The sequence below is a fragment of the Pseudonocardia nantongensis genome, assembly GCF_046546495.1.
In the GTDB taxonomy this organism is placed as follows: domain Bacteria; phylum Actinomycetota; class Actinomycetes; order Mycobacteriales; family Pseudonocardiaceae; genus Pseudonocardia; species Pseudonocardia nantongensis.
This window is the reverse complement of the sequence record NZ_JBKGXT010000021.1, coordinates 1-16496: the sequence shown is the minus strand read 5'-3', so window position 1 is coordinate 16496 and position 16496 is coordinate 1. Positions and strand designations below refer to the sequence as shown.

17 protein-coding genes are annotated in these 16496 nt (G+C 72.9%); 6 read left to right on the top strand and 11 right to left on the bottom strand.

The annotated features are described in order from the left end of the window. Positions 1-146 precede the first annotated feature (146 nt). The gene (locus tag ACLFMI_RS21085) at positions 147-887 is read left to right on the top strand and encodes a FadR/GntR family transcriptional regulator (RefSeq protein WP_410949648.1); all 741 of its coding nucleotides are present in this window, start codon (positions 147-149) and stop codon (positions 885-887) included. A 34-nt stretch (positions 888-921) separates the two neighbouring features. Further along, the gene (nagB, locus tag ACLFMI_RS21080) at positions 922-1704 is read left to right on the top strand and encodes a glucosamine-6-phosphate deaminase (protein WP_410949647.1); all 783 of its coding nucleotides are present in this window, start codon (positions 922-924) and stop codon (positions 1702-1704) included. A 120-nt stretch (positions 1705-1824) separates the two neighbouring features. Here nagB and ACLFMI_RS21075 read toward each other — a convergent pair whose 3' ends face one another. Both ACLFMI_RS21075 and ACLFMI_RS21070 read right to left on the bottom strand, forming a co-directional pair. Next, the gene (locus tag ACLFMI_RS21075) at positions 1825-2991 is read right to left on the bottom strand and encodes a CaiB/BaiF CoA transferase family protein (protein ID WP_410949646.1); all 1167 of its coding nucleotides are present in this window, start codon (positions 2989-2991) and stop codon (positions 1825-1827) included. After that, a complete protein-coding gene (locus ACLFMI_RS21070; RefSeq protein WP_410949645.1) occupies positions 2988-4184 on the bottom strand; it encodes an acyl-CoA dehydrogenase family protein in 1197 nt (398 codons plus the stop codon). Before ACLFMI_RS21070 ends, ACLFMI_RS21075 begins: the two co-directional genes overlap by 4 nt. A gap of 336 nt (positions 4185-4520) precedes the next feature. Between ACLFMI_RS21070 and ACLFMI_RS21065 the strand changes: the two genes are divergently transcribed. After that, entirely contained in the window at positions 4521-5156 is a 636-nt protein-coding gene (locus tag ACLFMI_RS21065; RefSeq protein WP_410949644.1) for a trimeric intracellular cation channel family protein, read from the top strand. A gap of 13 nt (positions 5157-5169) precedes the next feature. On the opposite strand, the gene ACLFMI_RS21060 is transcribed toward ACLFMI_RS21065, so the two are convergent. After that, positions 5170-6438: an amidohydrolase gene (locus ACLFMI_RS21060; protein ID WP_410949643.1), complete on the bottom strand. Its 1269-nt coding sequence runs from the start codon at positions 6436-6438 to the stop codon at positions 5170-5172. A gap of 328 nt (positions 6439-6766) precedes the next feature. Between ACLFMI_RS21060 and ACLFMI_RS21055 the strand changes: the two genes are divergently transcribed. Both ACLFMI_RS21055 and ACLFMI_RS21050 read left to right on the top strand, forming a co-directional pair. Next, complete coding sequence (locus ACLFMI_RS21055; RefSeq protein ID WP_410949642.1) at positions 6767-7948, top strand: TerC family protein; 1182 nt, start codon at positions 6767-6769, stop codon at positions 7946-7948. Positions 7949-8018: 70 nt separating this feature from the next. Further along, positions 8019-8657 carry an HD domain-containing protein gene (locus ACLFMI_RS21050; protein ID WP_410949641.1) on the top strand — a complete coding sequence of 213 codons (639 nt, stop codon included), beginning with the start codon at positions 8019-8021 and terminating at the stop codon, positions 8655-8657. Positions 8658-8665: 8 nt separating this feature from the next. Here the strand turns inward: ACLFMI_RS21050 and ACLFMI_RS21045 are convergent, their stop codons facing one another. The 5 genes from ACLFMI_RS21045 to ACLFMI_RS21025 all read right to left on the bottom strand — a co-directional run bounded on the left by ACLFMI_RS21045 (position 8666) and on the right by ACLFMI_RS21025 (position 12565). After that, a complete protein-coding gene (locus ACLFMI_RS21045; RefSeq protein WP_410949640.1) occupies positions 8666-8971 on the bottom strand; it encodes a cation:proton antiporter in 306 nt (101 codons plus the stop codon). After that, positions 8968-9087, bottom strand: coding sequence for a monovalent cation/H+ antiporter complex subunit F (locus tag ACLFMI_RS21040; protein WP_410949717.1), 120 nt, complete (start codon positions 9085-9087; stop codon positions 8968-8970). Before ACLFMI_RS21040 ends, ACLFMI_RS21045 begins: the two co-directional genes overlap by 4 nt. Positions 9088-9096: 9 nt before the next feature. After that, a complete protein-coding gene (locus tag ACLFMI_RS21035) occupies positions 9097-9231 on the bottom strand; it encodes a hypothetical protein (RefSeq protein WP_410949639.1) in 135 nt (44 codons plus the stop codon). 398 nt (positions 9232-9629) lie between these two features. Further along, complete coding sequence (locus ACLFMI_RS21030) at positions 9630-11180, bottom strand: AMP-binding protein (protein WP_410949638.1); 1551 nt, start codon at positions 11178-11180, stop codon at positions 9630-9632. 17 nt (positions 11181-11197) lie between these two features. Continuing rightward, the gene (locus ACLFMI_RS21025; RefSeq protein WP_410949637.1) at positions 11198-12565 is read right to left on the bottom strand and encodes an MFS transporter; all 1368 of its coding nucleotides are present in this window, start codon (positions 12563-12565) and stop codon (positions 11198-11200) included. 190 nt (positions 12566-12755) lie between these two features. Between ACLFMI_RS21025 and ACLFMI_RS21020 the strand changes: the two genes are divergently transcribed. Beyond that, positions 12756-13649, top strand: a complete 894-nt coding sequence (locus ACLFMI_RS21020; protein WP_410949636.1) for a LysR family transcriptional regulator — start codon at positions 12756-12758, stop codon at positions 13647-13649. On the opposite strand, the gene ACLFMI_RS21015 is transcribed toward ACLFMI_RS21020, so the two are convergent. From ACLFMI_RS21015 to ACLFMI_RS21005, 3 genes are all read right to left on the bottom strand, one after another. Beyond that, positions 13552-14505: a LysR family transcriptional regulator gene (locus ACLFMI_RS21015; RefSeq protein WP_410949635.1), complete on the bottom strand. Its 954-nt coding sequence runs from the start codon at positions 14503-14505 to the stop codon at positions 13552-13554. The two genes, ACLFMI_RS21020 and ACLFMI_RS21015, sit on opposite strands and share 98 nt — an antisense overlap. 103 nt (positions 14506-14608) lie before the next feature. After that, positions 14609-15841, bottom strand: a complete 1233-nt coding sequence (locus ACLFMI_RS21010) for a cytochrome P450 family protein (RefSeq protein WP_410949634.1) — start codon at positions 15839-15841, stop codon at positions 14609-14611. 79 nt (positions 15842-15920) lie between these two features. After that, the coding region (locus ACLFMI_RS21005) for a hypothetical protein (protein WP_410949633.1) at positions 15921-16496 on the bottom strand (576 nt) is incomplete at its 5' end.

The following is a 16496-nucleotide window of genomic DNA, read 5'->3' as shown; positions in this document are numbered from 1 at the left end:
GCAGACCCGGCAGGACATCAGACGTCTGATGTCATGGGAGCGGACGGTATAGTCGGTCGCTCGTCGTGTAAAGAGGCTCGACGGCACAGATCAGACGTCATATGTCCGTGTAGCCTCGCGGGTCAGCCGGCGCGAGAGAGGGCGAGATGCGTACTGCGAGTGGGGCCCGCGGCTCCGACGGCGGTCCGGTGGACTCCGGTCCGCCGCCGCGGGAGACGACCGCCGACCGGATCAAGGACTACATCCTCGGCGCGGGGCTGCGGCCCGGTGACCTGCTGCCGACGGAGGTCGAGCTGTGCGAGCGCCTGGGCGTCTCGCGGTCCAACGTGCGGGAGGCGATCCGGCGGCTGTCGACGCTCGACATCGTCGAGGTCCGGCACGGGCACGGGACGTTCGTCGGTCGGATGTCGCTCGACGCGCTCGTCGAGTCGCTCGTGTTCCGGGGGGTGCTCAGCCCGGGGGACGACCTGCGGGCCCTGCGCGAGGTGATCGACCTGCGCAAGACCCTGGATCTGGCCATGGCCGAGCGCATCGTGGACGTCTTCCGCGGGACGTCCGACCCGGACCTGCACGAGCTCGTGGAGCAGATGGTCGAGATCGCCTCCGGCGGGGCGACCTTCCCGCGCCAGGACCGGGACTTCCACACCCGGCTGCTGTCCCGGTTGGACAACTCGCTGGTCGGTCAGCTGGTCGGGGCGTTCTGGGACGTGCACACCGCCGTCGTGCCCAGGCTGGGCGTCTCGGTCGCCGCGGACCTGGTCCGGACCGCGAGGACGCACGGCGAGATGCTCGGCGCCGCGGAGGACGGCGACGTCGAGCGCTTCCGGCTCGCGGTGCACGCGCACTACGAGCCGATCGAGCGTGCGCTGCCCGGGGGCGGCGCGTGATCCGACCGGCAACAGTGGAACGAGGTCTCCTGCCATGGAAGTCCTGATCGCCCGACCGCACGAACTGGCCGGGCTCGCGGCGGACGCCGTCGAGGATCTGCTGCGCACCCGGCCGGACGCCGTGCTGGGACTCGCCACCGGCTCCAGCCCGCTGCGGGTCTACGACGAGCTCGCCGACCGGTACCGCTCCGGCCGGGTGAGCTTCGCCAGGGCCTGTGCCTTCACCCTCGACGAGTACGTCGGGCTGCCCGCCGAGCACCCCGAGCGCTACCGCAACGTGATCCACCGCGAGATCGGGTCCCGGGTGGACTTCGCGCCCGGCGCGGTGCAGTCCCTCGACGGGAACGCGCCGGATCCCGTCGCGGCCTGCCGGGACTACGAGGCGGCGATCGCCGGCGCGGGCGGGGTGGACCTGCAGATCCTCGGCATCGGCTCGGACGGGCACGTCGCCTTCAACGAGCCGGGCTCCTCGCTGGCCTCGCGGACCCGGGTCAAGACGCTGACCCGGCAGACCCGGGAGGACAACGCGCGCTTCTTCGGTGGCGACGCCGGCGCGGTGCCCCGGCACTGCCTGACCCAGGGCATGGCCACGATCATGGCGGCCCGGCACATGGTGCTGCTCGCGACCGGGGCCGGGAAGGCCGAGGCCGTGCGGCAGCTCGTCGAGGGTCCGGTCTCCGCGCTCTGGCCCTCGACGCTGCTTCAGATGCACCCGCACGTCACCGTGCTCGTCGATGACGAGGCCGCGGCCCGGCTCAGCCTCGCCGACTACTTCCGCGAGGCGTCCGCGGCGAAGTCCGCGGTGCCGGCGGGCTGAGCGCCGCCGGTCGTCACGACGACGTGCTCGACCGCCGGCGTGACCTGATGACGTCCGCGGCGGGGGTTACACCATTGCCGGCCGCTCGTGATCGAACAGCGCTCGCGTACCTCTCGTCGGTCAGACGTGGTCCTCCTCGGGCAGGCCGAGCTCGGCGAGGACCTTCCCGTTGTGCTCGCCGAGCGCGGGCACCGCGCCCATCGGCAGCTCGACGTCGCGGAAGGTCATCGGCGGCAGCACCCCGCGGATGTCACCGGCCTCGGTGGCGACCGTGCGCCAGCGGTCCCGTTCGCGCAGCTGCGGGTGCTCGACGAGCTCGGCGGTGCCGTTGACCTGGGCGGCCGGGATACCGGCGGCGGCGAGGCGCTCGTCGAGGTCGGCGGTCCTCCGGCGGACGGTGTGCCCGCCGACGGCGGCGTCGCAGGCGGTGCGGTGGCGGACCCGTTCGAGGTTGGTGGCGAAGCGGGGGTCGTCGGCGAGGTCGGGGTCGTCGAAGACGTCGGTGACCAGGGTGCGCCAGCCGCGGTCGTTCTGGACGCCGATGAGGATCTGCCCGTCGGCGGTGGGGTAGGTGTCGTAGGGCGCGATCGCGGCGTGGCTCAGGCCCATGCGCGGGATCTGGCGGCCGCCGTAGAGCTGCATGTAGAGCGGGTGGCCCATCCACTCGACGGCCGCGTCGAACATCGAGACGTCGACCACGGCGCCGGTGCCGGTGCGCTCGCGGCGCAGCAGCGCGCTGAGCACGGAGGTGACGGAGTAGAGCCCGGCGGCGATGTCGGCGTTGGGGACTCCGGTCTTGGTCGGGGTGTCCGGGGTGCCGGTGACGGCGACCATCCCGGACTCGGCCTGCACGAGCATGTCGTAGGCCTTGCGGTCGGTGCGCGGCCCGCTGGTGCCGTAGCCGGAGATGTTGACCACGACCAGGCGTGGGTCGGCGGTGCGGAGGGTGCCGGCGTCGAGCCCGAGCCGGTCGACGACGCCGGGGGCGGTGTTGTGCAGGAACACGTCCGACCGGGCGATCAGCTCGCGCACGATCCGGATCCCCTGCTCGGTCTTGAGGTCGACCGCCAGGGACTCCTTGCCGCGGTTGAGCCAGACGAAGTGCGTCGCCAGGCCGTGCACGGCGTCGTCGTAGTGGCGGGCGAAGTCGCCCTCCCCGGGGCGTTCGATCTTGACGACGCGTGCGCCGAGGTCGGCGAGGTGGCGGGTGGCGATCGGGCCGGCGACGGCCTGTTCGAGGGCGACGACGGTGATCCCGTCCAGCGGCAGGTCCTGCGGGGCGCTCACGAGCGGGCCGCCGCCTGCTTGACCAGCCCGCCGCCGATGATCAGTCGCTGGATCTCGCTGGTGCCCTCGTAGAGGCGCAGCAGCCGGACGTCGCGGTAGATCCGCTCGACCGGGATCTCGCGCATGTAGCCGGCGCCGCCGTGCACCTGGACGGCGAGGTCGGCGACCTTCCCGACCATCTCGGTGCAGAACAGCTTGGCCGCGGACGGCGCGATCCGGCGGTCGGTGCCGTCGACGTAGGCGCGGGCGGCGTCGCGGACCATGGCGCGGCCGGCGAGGACGCCGGTCTGCATGTCGGCGAGGTGGGCCTGGACCAGCTGGAAGCCGCCGATCGGCTGCCCGCCCTGGGTGTTCTGGGCGGCGTAGTCGACCGACTCGTCGAGCGCGCGCTGCGCGGTGCCGACGGCGAGCGCGGCGATGTGCACCCGGCCGCGGGCCAGCGACGTCATCGCGGCCTTGTAGCCGGCCGCGGCGTCGCCGCCGACCAGCGCGTCGGCCGGTACCCGGACGTCGTCGAGGTGCACGTCGGAGGTCGACGCGCCCTCCTGGCCCATCTTGGCGTCCTTGGGGCCGACGGTGACGCCGGGCGTGTCCGCGGGGACCAGGAACACGGCGATGCCGGGGTTGCCGGGCTCGGCCTCGGCGTAGCGGGCGAAGACGACGAACAGGTTCGCCGACGGGGCGTTCGTGATGAACTGCTTCTGCCCGTCGATGATCCAGCCGGCGTCGGGGGAGTCGCCGTCGCGGCGGGCGCGGGTGCGCAGCCCGGCCGGGTTCGACCCGGCGCCGGGCTCGGTGAGGGCGAACGAGGCGACGACCTCGCCGGAGGCGATCCGCTCCAGCCACTGCTTCTTCTGGGCGTCGGTGCCGAAGCCGACCAGCACCTGCCCGGCGATGCCGTTGTTGGTGCCGAACATCGAGCGCAGCGACAGCGCGGTGTAGCCGAACTCCATCGCGAGTTCGACGTCCTGGGTCAGGTCCAGCCCGATGCCGCCCCACTCGCCGGGGATCGCGTAGCCGAACAGGCCCATCTCGGCGGCGGCCGAACGCAGGTCGTCCGGGATCCGGTCGGTGGCCATGATCTCGTTCTCGCGCGGGACGACGGCGGTCCGGACGAAGTCCCGGACCTGCTGGTGGATGACCTCGAAGTCCTCGGCGGAGACTTCGGAGGCCGACGGCGCTGACTGGCTCATCCCTCGATGATCGGCCGCGATCCATCCGCTGTCCAATGCCGGTCCTGCGGCTGTTGTTTCCTCCCACGCATCAGTGCAGGCGCGGCGGAGGTGACGTCGATCTCGACGACGACTCCGGGCGATCGAACCTGCACCCGGCGGTCATTCCGCCCAGCGCACCGTCGACGCGCTGAGCGGGCGACTGCGCGCGGTGAACGAGCAGAGGGGGAAGCCGGTTCAGCTGGTCGGGCAGCAAGGGTGTCCGTTTCTTGCTACGGCGTCGCGCGCCCGGTCCACCGCGCCGAACGGCTCGAGCGCGGTACGGCGCCCCGGGCGCGCGCGTGATAGGCACCCCCGGTGGGCGACGACACGACGCTGCTACTGGTACTGGACCTGATCGGCACGTTCGCGTTCGGCCTCAACGGCGCGCTGACCGCGGTGCGCGCCGCCCAGCTCGACCTGGTCGGCGTGGTCACCCTCGGCATGATCACCGCGATCGGCGGCGGCATCATCCGGGACCTGCTGCTCGGGGACGTGCCACCGGCTACGTTCAGCGACTGGCGTTACCTCGCGGTGGCCGCCGCCGGGGGCCTGATCGCGTTCCTGCTCAGCCAGCGGCTGGACCGGCTGGCCGGTCCGATCGTCGTGCTCGACGCCGTCGGGCTGAGCCTGTTCGCGGTGACCGGGGCGAGCAAGGCGCTCGGGTTCGGTCTCGGCGTACCCCAGGCGATCATCCTGGGCACCATCACGGCGGTCGGTGGCGGCACGCTGCGCGACGTCCTCGTCCGGCAGATCCCGTCCGTGCTGCACAGCGGGTTCTACGCGGTACCGGCACTGATCGGTGCGACGCTCATCGTCGCCGCCATCGGCCTCGGTGTCGAGGGGCTGGTGGCCACGCTGGGCGCGGCGGCGGTCTGCTTCGCCGTGCGCATGCTCGGGCTGCGACTCGGGTTCCGGGCACCCCGGCCACCCCCCGGAAAGGGCGCCCGCTGAGCGCTCCCCCCCGTCACCCGTCGGGCGCGAGCCAGGCCAGCGCGGCGGCCACCAGCGCCCGGGTGCCGGTGTCGCAGGTGGGCTGGAGGACCGGCGCGAACGCGGGGGAGTGGTTGACCGGGATGTCCTGGGCGATCCGGCCGGCCTCGGCAGCCGCGGCATAGGTGTCGGGGTCGACACCCCCGAAGCCCCAGTAGGTGTACGGGACGCCGAGCGCGTCCGGGATGTCGCTGAAGTCCTCGCTGGCGGTCTGGCGGCCCATCGTGCCCGCGCGGTCGCCGAAGAACTCGCCGAACGCGTCCGCGACCAGCCGGGTGGCGGCGGGGTCGTTGCTGGTCAGCGGGAACCGGTCGAACAGCTCGAAGTCCGGTTCGGCCGGCGAGCCGGACGCCGTGCACTCGGCGGTGACGATCCGGCGCACCCCCTCCAGCAGCGCGTGCCGGGCCTGCTCGCTGTAGGTGCGCAGGTTCAGCTGCAGCACCGCGCGGTCGGGGATGATGTTGCTCTTGCTGCCCGCCTGGATGCTGCCGACGGTGAGCACCGCGGTCTCGCCCGGCGGTGTCTCCCGGGAGACCAGGGTCTGCAGCCGGACCACGACCATCGCCGCGAGCACCACCGGATCCACCGTGGCCTGCGGTGTCGACCCGTGTCCGCCGCGGCCGTACACGGTGACCCGCATGCTGTCGGCGGCGGAGAGCACCGGACCGCTCCGGGTGCCGACCTGCCCGGCCGGCGCCGGCAGGACGTGCTGGGCCAGCGCGACGTCCGGGGTGCGGATCAGGCCGGCCAGATCGTCGTCGAGCATGGCCCGGGCGCCGTCCCCGGTCTCCTCGGCGGGCTGGAACAGCGCCACGACGGTGCCCTGCCACCGGTCCCGCGCCCCGGCCAGCAGCTCGGCCGCCCCCAGCAGCGCCGTGACGTGCATGTCGTGTCCGCAGGCGTGCGCCACCGGCCCCTCGACGTCGTCGGCACCGCGGGCGGTCACGGTGCTCGCGTAGGGCAACCCGGTGTCCTCCCGGACCGGGAGGGCGTCCATGTCCGCCCGCAGCAGCACCGTCGGGCCCTCGCCGGCCCGCAGTGTCCCGACCACGCCGGTCCCGCCGACGCCCTCGTGCACCTCGTAGCCGGCCGCGGCCAGCCAGCGCGCGACCTTCGCGGCGGTGTCGTGTTCGCGGTGCGACAGCTCGGGGTGCCGGTGCAGGTCGCGGTAGAAGTCCTCCTGCCAGGACCGCACCTCGTCCAGGCCGGCCAGCACGTCGGACGCCACTGACGCCACCCCCATCGCTCGCTCCCTTCGCCTCGGAACCCGCGCGCCCGTCTCTCGAGCTGGTCCTCCCGGACCGTTCCCGGGTGCGACCCGCTTCAACCCCGGGCACTCCTCGCCGGGATGCGGCCCGGCCCTCGCCGAGATGCAACTCAGCGGGAGTTGTCGATCTCCACAGCCCGCTGGGCCGCATCTCGGCGGGATCCGGGGGGGCACCGCCGGTCCGCGTGTGACGCAGCGGAGTCGGGCCGATGCTGAGAGGATGCGCGCCGGGCACATGCACAGGGTGTGCGCTGCGCGGATGCCGCAGGACCCGGCGGACGGCGACGAGAAGGTGTGACGGTAGATGGGCGTGCCCGCTGCGGTGTGGTGGCTGACGATCCTCGCGATCGTCGGGCTCCTGCTGTTCGACTTCGTGTTCCACGTGCGCAAGGCGCACATCCCGACGCTGCGCGAGGCCGCGGTCTGGTCGGCGCTCTACGTCGGGATCGCGCTCGTGTTCGGGCTGGGCGTGCTCGCCTTCGGCGGCACCACGATGGGCGCCGAGTACTTCGCCGGGTACGTCACCGAGAAGGCGCTCTCGGTGGACAACCTGTTCGTCTTCCTGATCATCATGTCCAGCTTCAAGGTGCCGCGGGCCGACCAGCAGAAGGTCCTGCTGTTCGGGATCGTGTTCTCGCTGATCGCGCGCACCGGGTTCATCTTCCTGGGCGCGGCGCTGATCAACACCTTCGCCTGGGTGTTCTACCTGTTCGGCCTCATCCTGATCATCACGGCCGGCAACATGCTCAAGCCCGGCGGTTCCGAGGACCGGCCCCCGGACAACGCCGTGATCCGGATCGCCCGCCGGGTGATGCCCGCCTCCGAGCACTACGACGGCGACAAGCTGTTCACGGTGGAGAACGGCAAGCGGGTCATGACGCCGATGCTGCTGGTCATGGTGGCCATCGGCGGCACCGACATCCTGTTCGCGCTGGACTCCATCCCGGCGATCTTCGGGCTGACCCAGAACGTCTACCTGGTCTTCACCGCGACGGCGTTCTCACTGCTCGGCCTGCGCCAGCTCTACTTCCTGATCGACGGCCTGCTGGACCGGCTGATCTTCCTCAGCTACGGACTCGCGGCGATCCTGGCGTTCATCGGGGTCAAGCTGATCCTGCACGCGCTGCACGAGAACAACGTCCCGTTCATCAACGACGGCCGGCCGGTCGGCGTCGTCGAGATCAGCACCGGACTCTCGCTGAGCGTGATCATCGCCGTCCTGGTCGTGACCGTGGTCGCCTCGCTGGTCAGCCCGAAGGGCCGGGCCCAGAACTCGGTGTCCGCGGCGCGCCGGTACGCCACCGAGTACCTCGACCCCGAGACCGACGCCCAGCGCCGGGAGGAGATCTTCGCCAAGCTGGAGACCGAGGAGGACCGGATCCGCCGGCTGCCGCAGAAGTACCGGGCCCGGATCCGCGACGAGGACAAGCTGATGAACCTGCTCCGCGACGTCCACGCCCGGCACGACCGGACCGGCGCGTCCTGAGCCACCTGGGCCCGGGCCGGCCGGGGCCGCCACGCTGCGGGCACCCGGGTACCGGCGTCACGATGCGGGGATGAACGAGCAGATCGCAGGGGTCGAGATCCCGGACAGCGCGCTGGCCCGGGAGGCGACCGAGCTGGTCCGTGCGGCGGCCACGCCGCTGCTGTTCCACCACAGCCGGCGGACGTACCTGTTCGGGACGCTGTACGGGCGTGCCCGGGGAGTGACCGCCGACCCGGAGCTGCTCTACGTCGGCGCGATGTTCCACGACCTGGGCCTGACCGAGCGCTACCGGCGCACCGACCAGCGGTTCGAGATCGACGGCGCGGACGAGGCCCGGCGGTTCCTGGTCGAGCACGGCATCGCCGAGCAGTCCGCGGCGCTCGCCTGGACCGGGATCGCACTGCACACCACCCCGGAGATCCCGCTGCACATGGCGCCGGAGATCGCGCTGGTCACCCGCGGCGTGGAGCACGACGTGATGGGCGTGGGCTTCGACGTGATCACCGACGAGCAACGCGCCGCGGTCACCGCCGAGCACCCGCGCCCGGACTTCAAGAACCAGATCCTGCAGGCCTTCACCGAGGGCATCGAGGACCGTCCGGAGACGACGTTCGGCAACGTCAAGGCCGACGTGCTGGCGCACTTCCTGCCCAACTTCGTCCGCGGCGACTTCGTCGAGGTGATCCGCGGCTCGCCCTGGCCGGAATGACCCGGACCTCAGCCGTCCGATCCGGGACTGCGGCGCCGGTCGCGGGCGACGCGGGCGATCGCGTGGCTCGCGGCCGGTGAGCTCAACACGATGAACGCGATCGCCAGCCCGGCGAAGGTGATGATCGCGGCGTTCTCGGTGGCGATCGAGGACGCGAGCACGGCGATGATGCCCGGCCCGGTGGCCAGGCCCTGCGCGTGCAGCTGGTCGTGCGTGTCCTCCAGCCGCAGCACGCCGACCAGGCCGATGGTCATCAGGCTCAGACCGACCAGCAGGAGCAGGCCGCCGAGCACGTCGAGCACCGTCGAGATCATGCGAGGGGACCTCCGGAGCGCAGGTAGCGCGCGGCGGCGACGGTGCCCACGAAGGACGGCAGCGCCGGCGCCACGGCGGCGTCGAGGTAGTAGGGCTGGTCCCGGGCGTAGGACAGCGGTGGCGCTCATGCCGCCTCGCGGGTGTCGTGCTGCTGGTCGCGGGCCAGGGTGTCCTCGTGCGCGGTCTCGCTCTCGGCCAGCTCGTCGCGCTCGGCGGTGCGCAAGACCACGACGACCCGGTGCACCAGCGCGAGCAGCAACGCGATCGTGTACGGCGCCGTCCTCGCGATCTCCCGGGGCGACGCAGGCCGATGGCCAGCGCGGTCAGCGCGAGCGCCTGCGGGACCGGGGCGGCGACCGGCTCGTTCGTCGTCGTCGCCGCCGCGCTGACCCGCGTCGCAACAGGGCCATCACCCCGACCACCGCCGCCTGCGCGGAGGCGCTGGACCGGATCCGGCACCGCTCGTTCCTGGGGCGGCCAGCGCCGCGAGCGCGCCGAGGCCTCCGACGTGGGCAGGTCGATGATCGTGACCCGGCCGCCAGCCTCGACCAGCCGCCGGACGGCGGCCAGCCCGAGCCCTGACGCGCCTCCGGTGACCACCGTGGAGAGATCTGACAGACGCATGGTGCCGCCTTTCGGAAGCGGAGTTCCGCTGGGTCAGGTGGTGGCGCCGGACGCGCGGTAGGCGTCCCGCACGTCGCGCCGGAGCAGCTTCCCCGAGCTGGTCCGGGGGAGCGCGTCGGTGAACTCGACGGCGCGCGGGACCTTGTAGCCTGCCAGCGTCGAGCGGCAGTGCGCGATGAGTGCCTCGGCCAGCGGCGTCCCGGCCGTCGCGTCCGGTTCCGGCGCCACGATCGCGACGGCGCGCTGACCCCACTCCGGGTCCGGGACCCCGATCACCGCGGCGTCCGCCACGGCCGGGTGCGCCGCCAGCACCCCCTCGATCTCGGCGGGGTAGAGGTTCACCCCGCCGGAGATCACCAGGTCGGTGCGCCGGTCGTGCAGGAACAACCAGCCGTCCTGGTCGAGGTGGCCGATGTCGCCGGCGGAGAACAGCCCGTCGTGCATCGCGGAGGCCGTCTTCGCGGCGTCCTTGAGGTACTCGAACGGGGCCGCCGGGGTGAAGTAGACCGTGCCCGCCTCGCCGGTGCGGGCGTCCCGGCCGTCCTCGTCGAGGACGCGCACCCGGATCCCGGGCAGCGGGTACCCGACACTGCCCGGCTTGGTGAGCCACTCCGCCGAGGTCAGCGCGGTCGCCGTGCCCTCGGTGGCGCCGTAGAACTCGGTGAGCACCGGCCCCAGCACGTCGATCGCCCGGTGCTTGATCTCCGGCGGGCACGGCGCACCGGCGTGCACGACGCTGCGCAGCGAGGAGGTGTCGTGGGCGTCGCGGACCTGCGCGGGCAGCCGGACCAGGCGGTGCAGCATCGTCGGGACCGTGAAGGTGACCGACACCCGGTGCCGCTCGACCAGGTGCAGCCAGTCCTCCGGCGTCGGGCGCTCGGCGAGCACCACCGTGTGCCCGAGCTGGAGCGCGAGGGTGGCGAAGGTGCCCGGTGCGGCGTGGTACAGCGGCCCCGCCGCGAGATGGACCTCGTGGCCGGGCCGGATGTCGAGCCGGGCCATGAAGCCCAGCACGTACGGCGAGAGCCGGGGCGGCCCGTCGGGCAGCGGTTTGCGGACCGCCTTGGGCCGGCCCGTGGTGCCCGAGGTGTAGCCCATGACCTCACCGGCACGCGGCTCGGCGGGCGGGCCGTCCGACACTCCGCTGAGGAGCTGCTCGTAGTCGGTCCACCCGGGCGCGCCGCCCACCGCGAACCGGTCGGCACCGGGGAAGCCCAGCCCGTCGAGGGCGGCGCCGACGGTGTCGACCAGCGACCGGTCGGCGACGACCAGTCGCGCCTCGCTGTCCGACACGAGGTAGCCGACCTCGGCGACCGTCCCGTGGTGGCTGACCGGGGTGAGGTAGAGCCCCGACTGCCCGGTGGCCAGCCGCAGCTCGAAGTACGCGCGGCGGTTCGGCAGCACGGCCGCGACCGCGTCGCCGGGCCGCAGCCCGTGTGCCGCGAAGCCGCGCGAGAGCCGGTCGACCCGCCGCGCGAGCTCGCCGTAGGTCGTCGGGGTGCCGTCGCCCTCGATCACGGCGACCCGGTCCGGGTCGGTCGAGGCGATCGCACCGAATCCGATCGTGTCGGTGGGTGCCGGCACGGCCTGCTCCTCCTCGCTCAGTGGGTGGTGGCCGCGGCGGGCGGGCCCACCAGCCGGGCCCTGTCCCGTTCCGGGTTCACGGTCAGCAACGCGATCACCGCGCCGACCACGGAGAGCACGCCGAAGATCTGGAAGGCGAGGGCGTACCCGTCGCCCGGGGTGGCCGCGGCGTCCACGACGAGCCCGGTCAGGTACGGCCCGATGAGCCCACCGGTCGCCATCAGCGCGAGGAACACCCCGAGCGTGCCCGCGAGCTGCCGGGTCGGGACCACCTCGGAGATCGCCGAGTTGAACAGCGGGAAGATGCTCGCGCCGAACGAGTACCCGACGGACACGACGACCACGGCCAGCCACGGCACGTCGACATAGGGCAGCGCGGCCAGCGACAGCCCGCAGACGAGCAGGCCGGTCGCGGGGAGCACGCCGCGCAGCATCCGCGACGTCGATCCCCGGGAGAGCAGCCGGTCGCTGATCCCGGTGAGCACGAACAGCATCAGCAGGCTGACGATGCTCGGGAAGCCGAACATCACGCCGGCCTGCACCCTGGAGTACCCCAGCCCCACCTCGAAGTACGACGGCAACCAGGTCAGCACCACGGTCACCACGGCGTACATCGGGAGGATCGCCGCGACACCGCCGAGGAAGGTCGGGGTGCGGAAGATCCGCGCCCACGGAACGGGTGCGGGCTCCCCATCGGCCTTCCGGGCCGACGCCGGGTCCGGCGTCCGGGGCGATTCCCGGGTCGACTTCGCCGCCGCTTGCTTGCCGTACGGGCCCTCCCGCCACGCCGGCAGCCAGATCGCGCACCAGGCGACGCCGACGACCGCCAGCGCCACGAACGCGGCCCGCCAGCCCCAGGTGGCCACGACCAGCGCCAGCGCCGGTGCGACGGCGATCTTCGCGATGGAGGCGGCGGCCGTGACGCAGGCCGACGGCACACCCCGCTTCTCCGGCCGGTGCCACGAGTAGACGCCGGTGTGGACCATCGCGCTGGTGGGGCCCTCGGCGAACCCGAGGAACATCCGGCTCGCGAGCAACACCACGAACGTCGCCGCGAGGACGACGGGCAGCATCGCCACCGCCCACCCGAGGGAGAGCAGCACCAGCGACCACTTCAGCGTCATCCACCGGTCGAGCAGGCCCGCGAAGAACCCGCCGATCGTGAAGGTCACGAAGAACGCGCTGCCGACCAGGCCGATCTGGGATGCCGAGAGGCCCAACTCGTCGGCGAGGGGCTGCGCCACGATCCCGAGGACGGCCTTGTCTCCCCAGTTGATCACGTACAGCAGCACCAGCAGCCCGGTCAGGCTCCAGGCCTGGGGCCGGGACTCCTGTCCGGGTTCCGTCGTGGTCGCGGTCCCGACCGTCGCAGTGCCTGAGGTCATGTAGATCCCTTCGACGCGGGGGACGAACTCGGCGGTGAGAACGCCACAGGTAGGCCCGCTCGCCGTGCACAGTGAAGGTGACGTGGATCGCACCGGTCAAAGACGGGAGCCGGAACAGGGTGTGAGTCGCTGCCTATGTGCCCAGGTCGCAGGCCCGACCCCGGGCGCGACGGCCGGTATCGTCGGTGCGATGGAGCTGCACCAGGCCGAGTACTTCCTCGCGGTCGTCGATCACGACGGGGTCAATGCGGCGGCGAACGCGCTCGGCCTCGCCCGCCCGACGGTCTCGCAGGCGATCCGGGTCCTCGAGCGCGATCTCGGTGTCGACCTGTTCCACCGGATCGGGCGCGGCATGGTGCTGACCTCCGCAGGCCACGCGCTGGTCGGACCCGCCCGCCGGATGCTGCGCAGCGTGGTCTCGGCCGAGGGGGCGCTGGTGGACGCCTCGGGGAAACCGCGGGGCCGGCTCGACGTCGTCACGTTGCCGGGGTTGGCCGCCGATCCGGTGGCCCGCCTGGTCGGAGCCTTCCGACAGGGGTACCCCGGGGTCTCGGTCCGGATCGGCGACCTCCGGGACGAGGCCCTGGCCGCCTCGCTGGTCCGGGACGGCCACTGCGAGATCGTGTTCTGCCACCTGCCGGTGCTCGACAGCGCCGACCTGCAGGTGCACGAACTCGGCGTCCAGGAGTGGTGGCTCGCCTTCCCACCCGGTGCGGACGTTCCCCCGGACGACCCGATGCCGCTGGCCACGCTGCCCGACCTGCCGCACGTCATCGTTCCCCGGGGTGGCGCCCGCGCCCAGGCGGGGGAGATCGAACGCGCGGTGCGGCAGGCCGGAGGGCGGGTCCGGCCCGCCGCCGTGCTGCAGAACCGGGAGGCACGGCTGCCGTTCGTGCTGGCCGGGGTGGGGGCGACGTTCCTCGAACGGTCGATGGCGCGCAGCGCCGCCGCGCGCGGAGCGATCGTGCGCGCCGTCGAGCCGCGGATCAGCCGGTCGTACGGCCTGGTCTACGATCCGGCGGCGTTGTCGCCTGCGGGGCAGGCGTTCGTCGGGTCGGCGGATTCGAGCGCCCGACCCGGGTGAGCTCGGCCTGGTGCAGGAACGCCGTCGCCGCCGGGGACAGCGGGCCCGTGCGGTGCACGACGCGGAGGGTGTGCTCGATCGCCGGGGCGACGGAGCGCACCACGACGTCGCGCAGCTCGCTCTCCGCGATGCGCCGGGGGAGGAGGGTGGCACCGGCCCCGTGCACGACCAGCTCCCAGATCGCCTGCCGGTGTGCGCACTCCACGCCGACCTGGCTGACGACCTCACCGAGCTCGGCCTCGAGCGCCGCACGGCTGCCCGAGCCGGAGAGCTCCACGATCAGCGGCACCTCGGCGAGCGAGTGCAGCGGGACCGGGTCGGGCAGCTCCGCCGCCAGCGCCGGTGGCAGGACGAGCGCGATCTCCTGCGTCCAGAGGTCGCGGACCTGCAGCGTGTCGTCCGGCACCGGCCGGTCGACGAGACCGAGCTCGGCGTGTCCGCGGCGCACCGCGCCGAGGACACCGGCGGCGCTGCCCGGGTCCAGCACCGTCACCCGGACACCCGGGTACGTCCCGTGCAGCGCGCTCGTCAGCTCCGGGAGCGGGTCCACCGTCAGCGTGGAGACCGCGGCGATCTCGAGGCGGCCGGACGCGAGGTCGCGGACCGACCGCACGCGGGACCGTGCGCGGTCGGCGTCGGCGAGGATCCGCCGGGCCGGCGCGGTGAACGCCTCGCCGTCCGGGGTCAGGACGAGGTGGCGCCCGGACCGGTCGAACAGGGTGACGCCGAGCTGGCGTTCGAGGGTACGGATCGCCTGGGACAGCGACGGCTGGGCGATGTAGAGCTCCTGCGCCGCCCTGGTCGTCCCGCCGTGGTCGACGACGGCCAGGAAGTACTCGACCAGTCGCAGGTCCACCCGCGGCACCGTACACCGCCCGCTGAGTGCCACAGGGTGTACAGGATGCGGGTCGCTGCTTCCGAGGGCTGGTTCCCCTCGCCGGGCACCTGAGGCAGCCGCGTCAGGAGAGCCGCACGATCAGCTCGGGCAGGCGGTGGAATCCGAGCTGCGACGGCTCCGCGGCCGCGTCGGCGTCCGCGAGGCGCAGGTCGGGGAAGCGCTCGAACACCACGCGGAGCGCCACCTCGATCTCCTGCCGGGCCAGCGCCGCGCCCAGGCAGTAGTGCGCGCCGTGGCCGAACCCCAGGTGCCCGTCGCCCCGTCCGGCGTGGCGCCGGACGTCGAGGTCCTCGGGGGCGTCGTAGGCGCGTGGATCGAAGTTCGCGGACAGGAGCGCGGCCATGACCGTCGAGCCCTCCGCGACGGCGACCCCACCGATCTCCACGTCCGCAATGGGGTAGCGGGGCAGGCCGATCGGCACCGGGCTGCAGGTGCGCACCAGCTCGTGCACCGCACGGGGCCAGAGGCCGGGATCGGCCCGCAGCGCGGCCAGCTGGTCCGGCCGGGTCAGCAGAGCCAGCGCCGCCTTGGAGATCAGGTGCGCGGTCGTCTCGAAGCCGGCCGTGACGAGGTCGAACACCATGGTGAGCATCTCGCGTTCGGTGAGCCGGTCACCGTCGTCGTCGTGGACTCCGACCAGAGCCGTGACGAGGTCGTCGGCAGGGTCGGTCCGTCGCTCCTCGATCAGCTCCGTCACCTGGGCGACCACCGCGCGGGCCGCCTCGGGCAGCCGCTCCGGATCCGGTGCGGTCAGGGACCTGCCGAGCTCCCGCCAGCGTGCGCGCCGGTCCTCGGGCACACCGACCAGCTCGCAGATCACGGTGATCGGGAGCGGGTAGGCCAACGCCGCCACCAGATCGACTGGCCGGCCGTCGGCCTCGCCGGTCCTCGCGGCGTCCGCGGCGTCGTCGAGTAGACCCTCGGTGAGCGCCTCGACACGGGGGCGCAGCGCGCCCACCCGCCGGACGGTGAAGGCGCGCGAGACGAGCCTGCGCAGCCGGGCGTGCTCGGAGCCGTCCCGGGTGAGCAGGCCGTGCCCGAGGTAGGCGAGATCGTCCGGCATCCCGAGCTGCTCGAAGAGCGCCGGCAGGCCGTTCGCCGCGCCGGCGATCGAGCTCGCATCACAGCGGAAGCGCGGGTCGGCCAGCATCGCGTGGACGTCCTCGTACCGGGTGACCAGGTGTGCCGGGCCGACGCCGAACTCGGGCGTTTCCACCACGGGAGCCTGCTCGCGCAGCTTCCCGAACTGGGTGACCGGGCAGCCGGGGGTATCCGGTTCCGTCGACGTGTCCATCGTCTCTCCTCCCGAGCGGTCGCACTACTCGCCTCCTGCGGAGGTCTGCATCAGTGCACACCGTGCCGTCGCGGCATGGTCAAGGCTGCAGCCGGACCGAGCCGCCGACGCAGGTTCCGCGAGCGACCACGGCGGCGGTCACCAGTGCTCCGGTGGAGGGAAGGTCGAGCATTCCGGGCGGGCGGCGCCGAGCAGCAGCCTCCGACGAGGCGCTCGCGCCAGGCCAGAACGGGATCGGGTCGTCCTCGCTCGGGGCGTCGTCCGGATCGGCGTCCCCTGGACCGGTGCGGCCCGGATCGGTGCGGCCCGGATCGGTGCCATGGCCCTCGGTGTCTCGGGTAACAGCATCCCGAGCCGCGGCCTGACGGGAGTCGGCGTCCCTGAACGCGGCGTCGTGGGACACGACATCACTGGCCGTATCGGTACGGCTGACGGCGTCACCGGCTGGTACGCCGCTGGTTACGACGTTGCTGGTTACGACGTCGCTGGACGCGGCGTTGCTGGTCGCGGTGCCGTTCGGTGGTGGTCCGCGGTCCCGACGACGCAGGGCCGGCTCGTGGTCGGTGTCGGGTGCCGGGTCGTCGAACCAGGGATCGGGGTCACGGGGCACGATCTGCGGTGCCGGGGGCAGGATCGGTTCCGGCTCGACCGGATA

Coding starts and splice junctions, on each gene's coding strand:
- ACLFMI_RS21085 (WP_410949648.1), top strand. CDS start 147: ATGCGTACTGCGAGTGGGGCCCGCGGCTCCGACGGCGGTCCGGTGGAC.
- nagB (WP_410949647.1), top strand. CDS start 922: ATGGAAGTCCTGATCGCCCGACCGCACGAACTGGCCGGGCTCGCGGCG.
- ACLFMI_RS21070 (WP_410949645.1), bottom strand. CDS start 4,184: ATGAGCCAGTCAGCGCCGTCGGCCTCCGAAGTCTCCGCCGAGGACTTC.
- ACLFMI_RS21060 (WP_410949643.1), bottom strand. CDS start 6,438: ATGGGGGTGGCGTCAGTGGCGTCCGACGTGCTGGCCGGCCTGGACGAG.
- ACLFMI_RS21055 (WP_410949642.1), top strand. CDS start 6,767: ATGGGCGTGCCCGCTGCGGTGTGGTGGCTGACGATCCTCGCGATCGTC.
- ACLFMI_RS21050 (WP_410949641.1), top strand. CDS start 8,019: ATGAACGAGCAGATCGCAGGGGTCGAGATCCCGGACAGCGCGCTGGCC.
- ACLFMI_RS21045 (WP_410949640.1), bottom strand. CDS start 8,971: ATGATCTCGACGGTGCTCGACGTGCTCGGCGGCCTGCTCCTGCTGGTC.
- ACLFMI_RS21025 (WP_410949637.1), bottom strand. CDS start 12,565: ATGACCTCAGGCACTGCGACGGTCGGGACCGCGACCACGACGGAACCC.
- ACLFMI_RS21020 (WP_410949636.1), top strand. CDS start 12,756: ATGGAGCTGCACCAGGCCGAGTACTTCCTCGCGGTCGTCGATCACGAC.
- ACLFMI_RS21010 (WP_410949634.1), bottom strand. CDS start 15,841: ATGGACACGTCGACGGAACCGGATACCCCCGGCTGCCCGGTCACCCAG.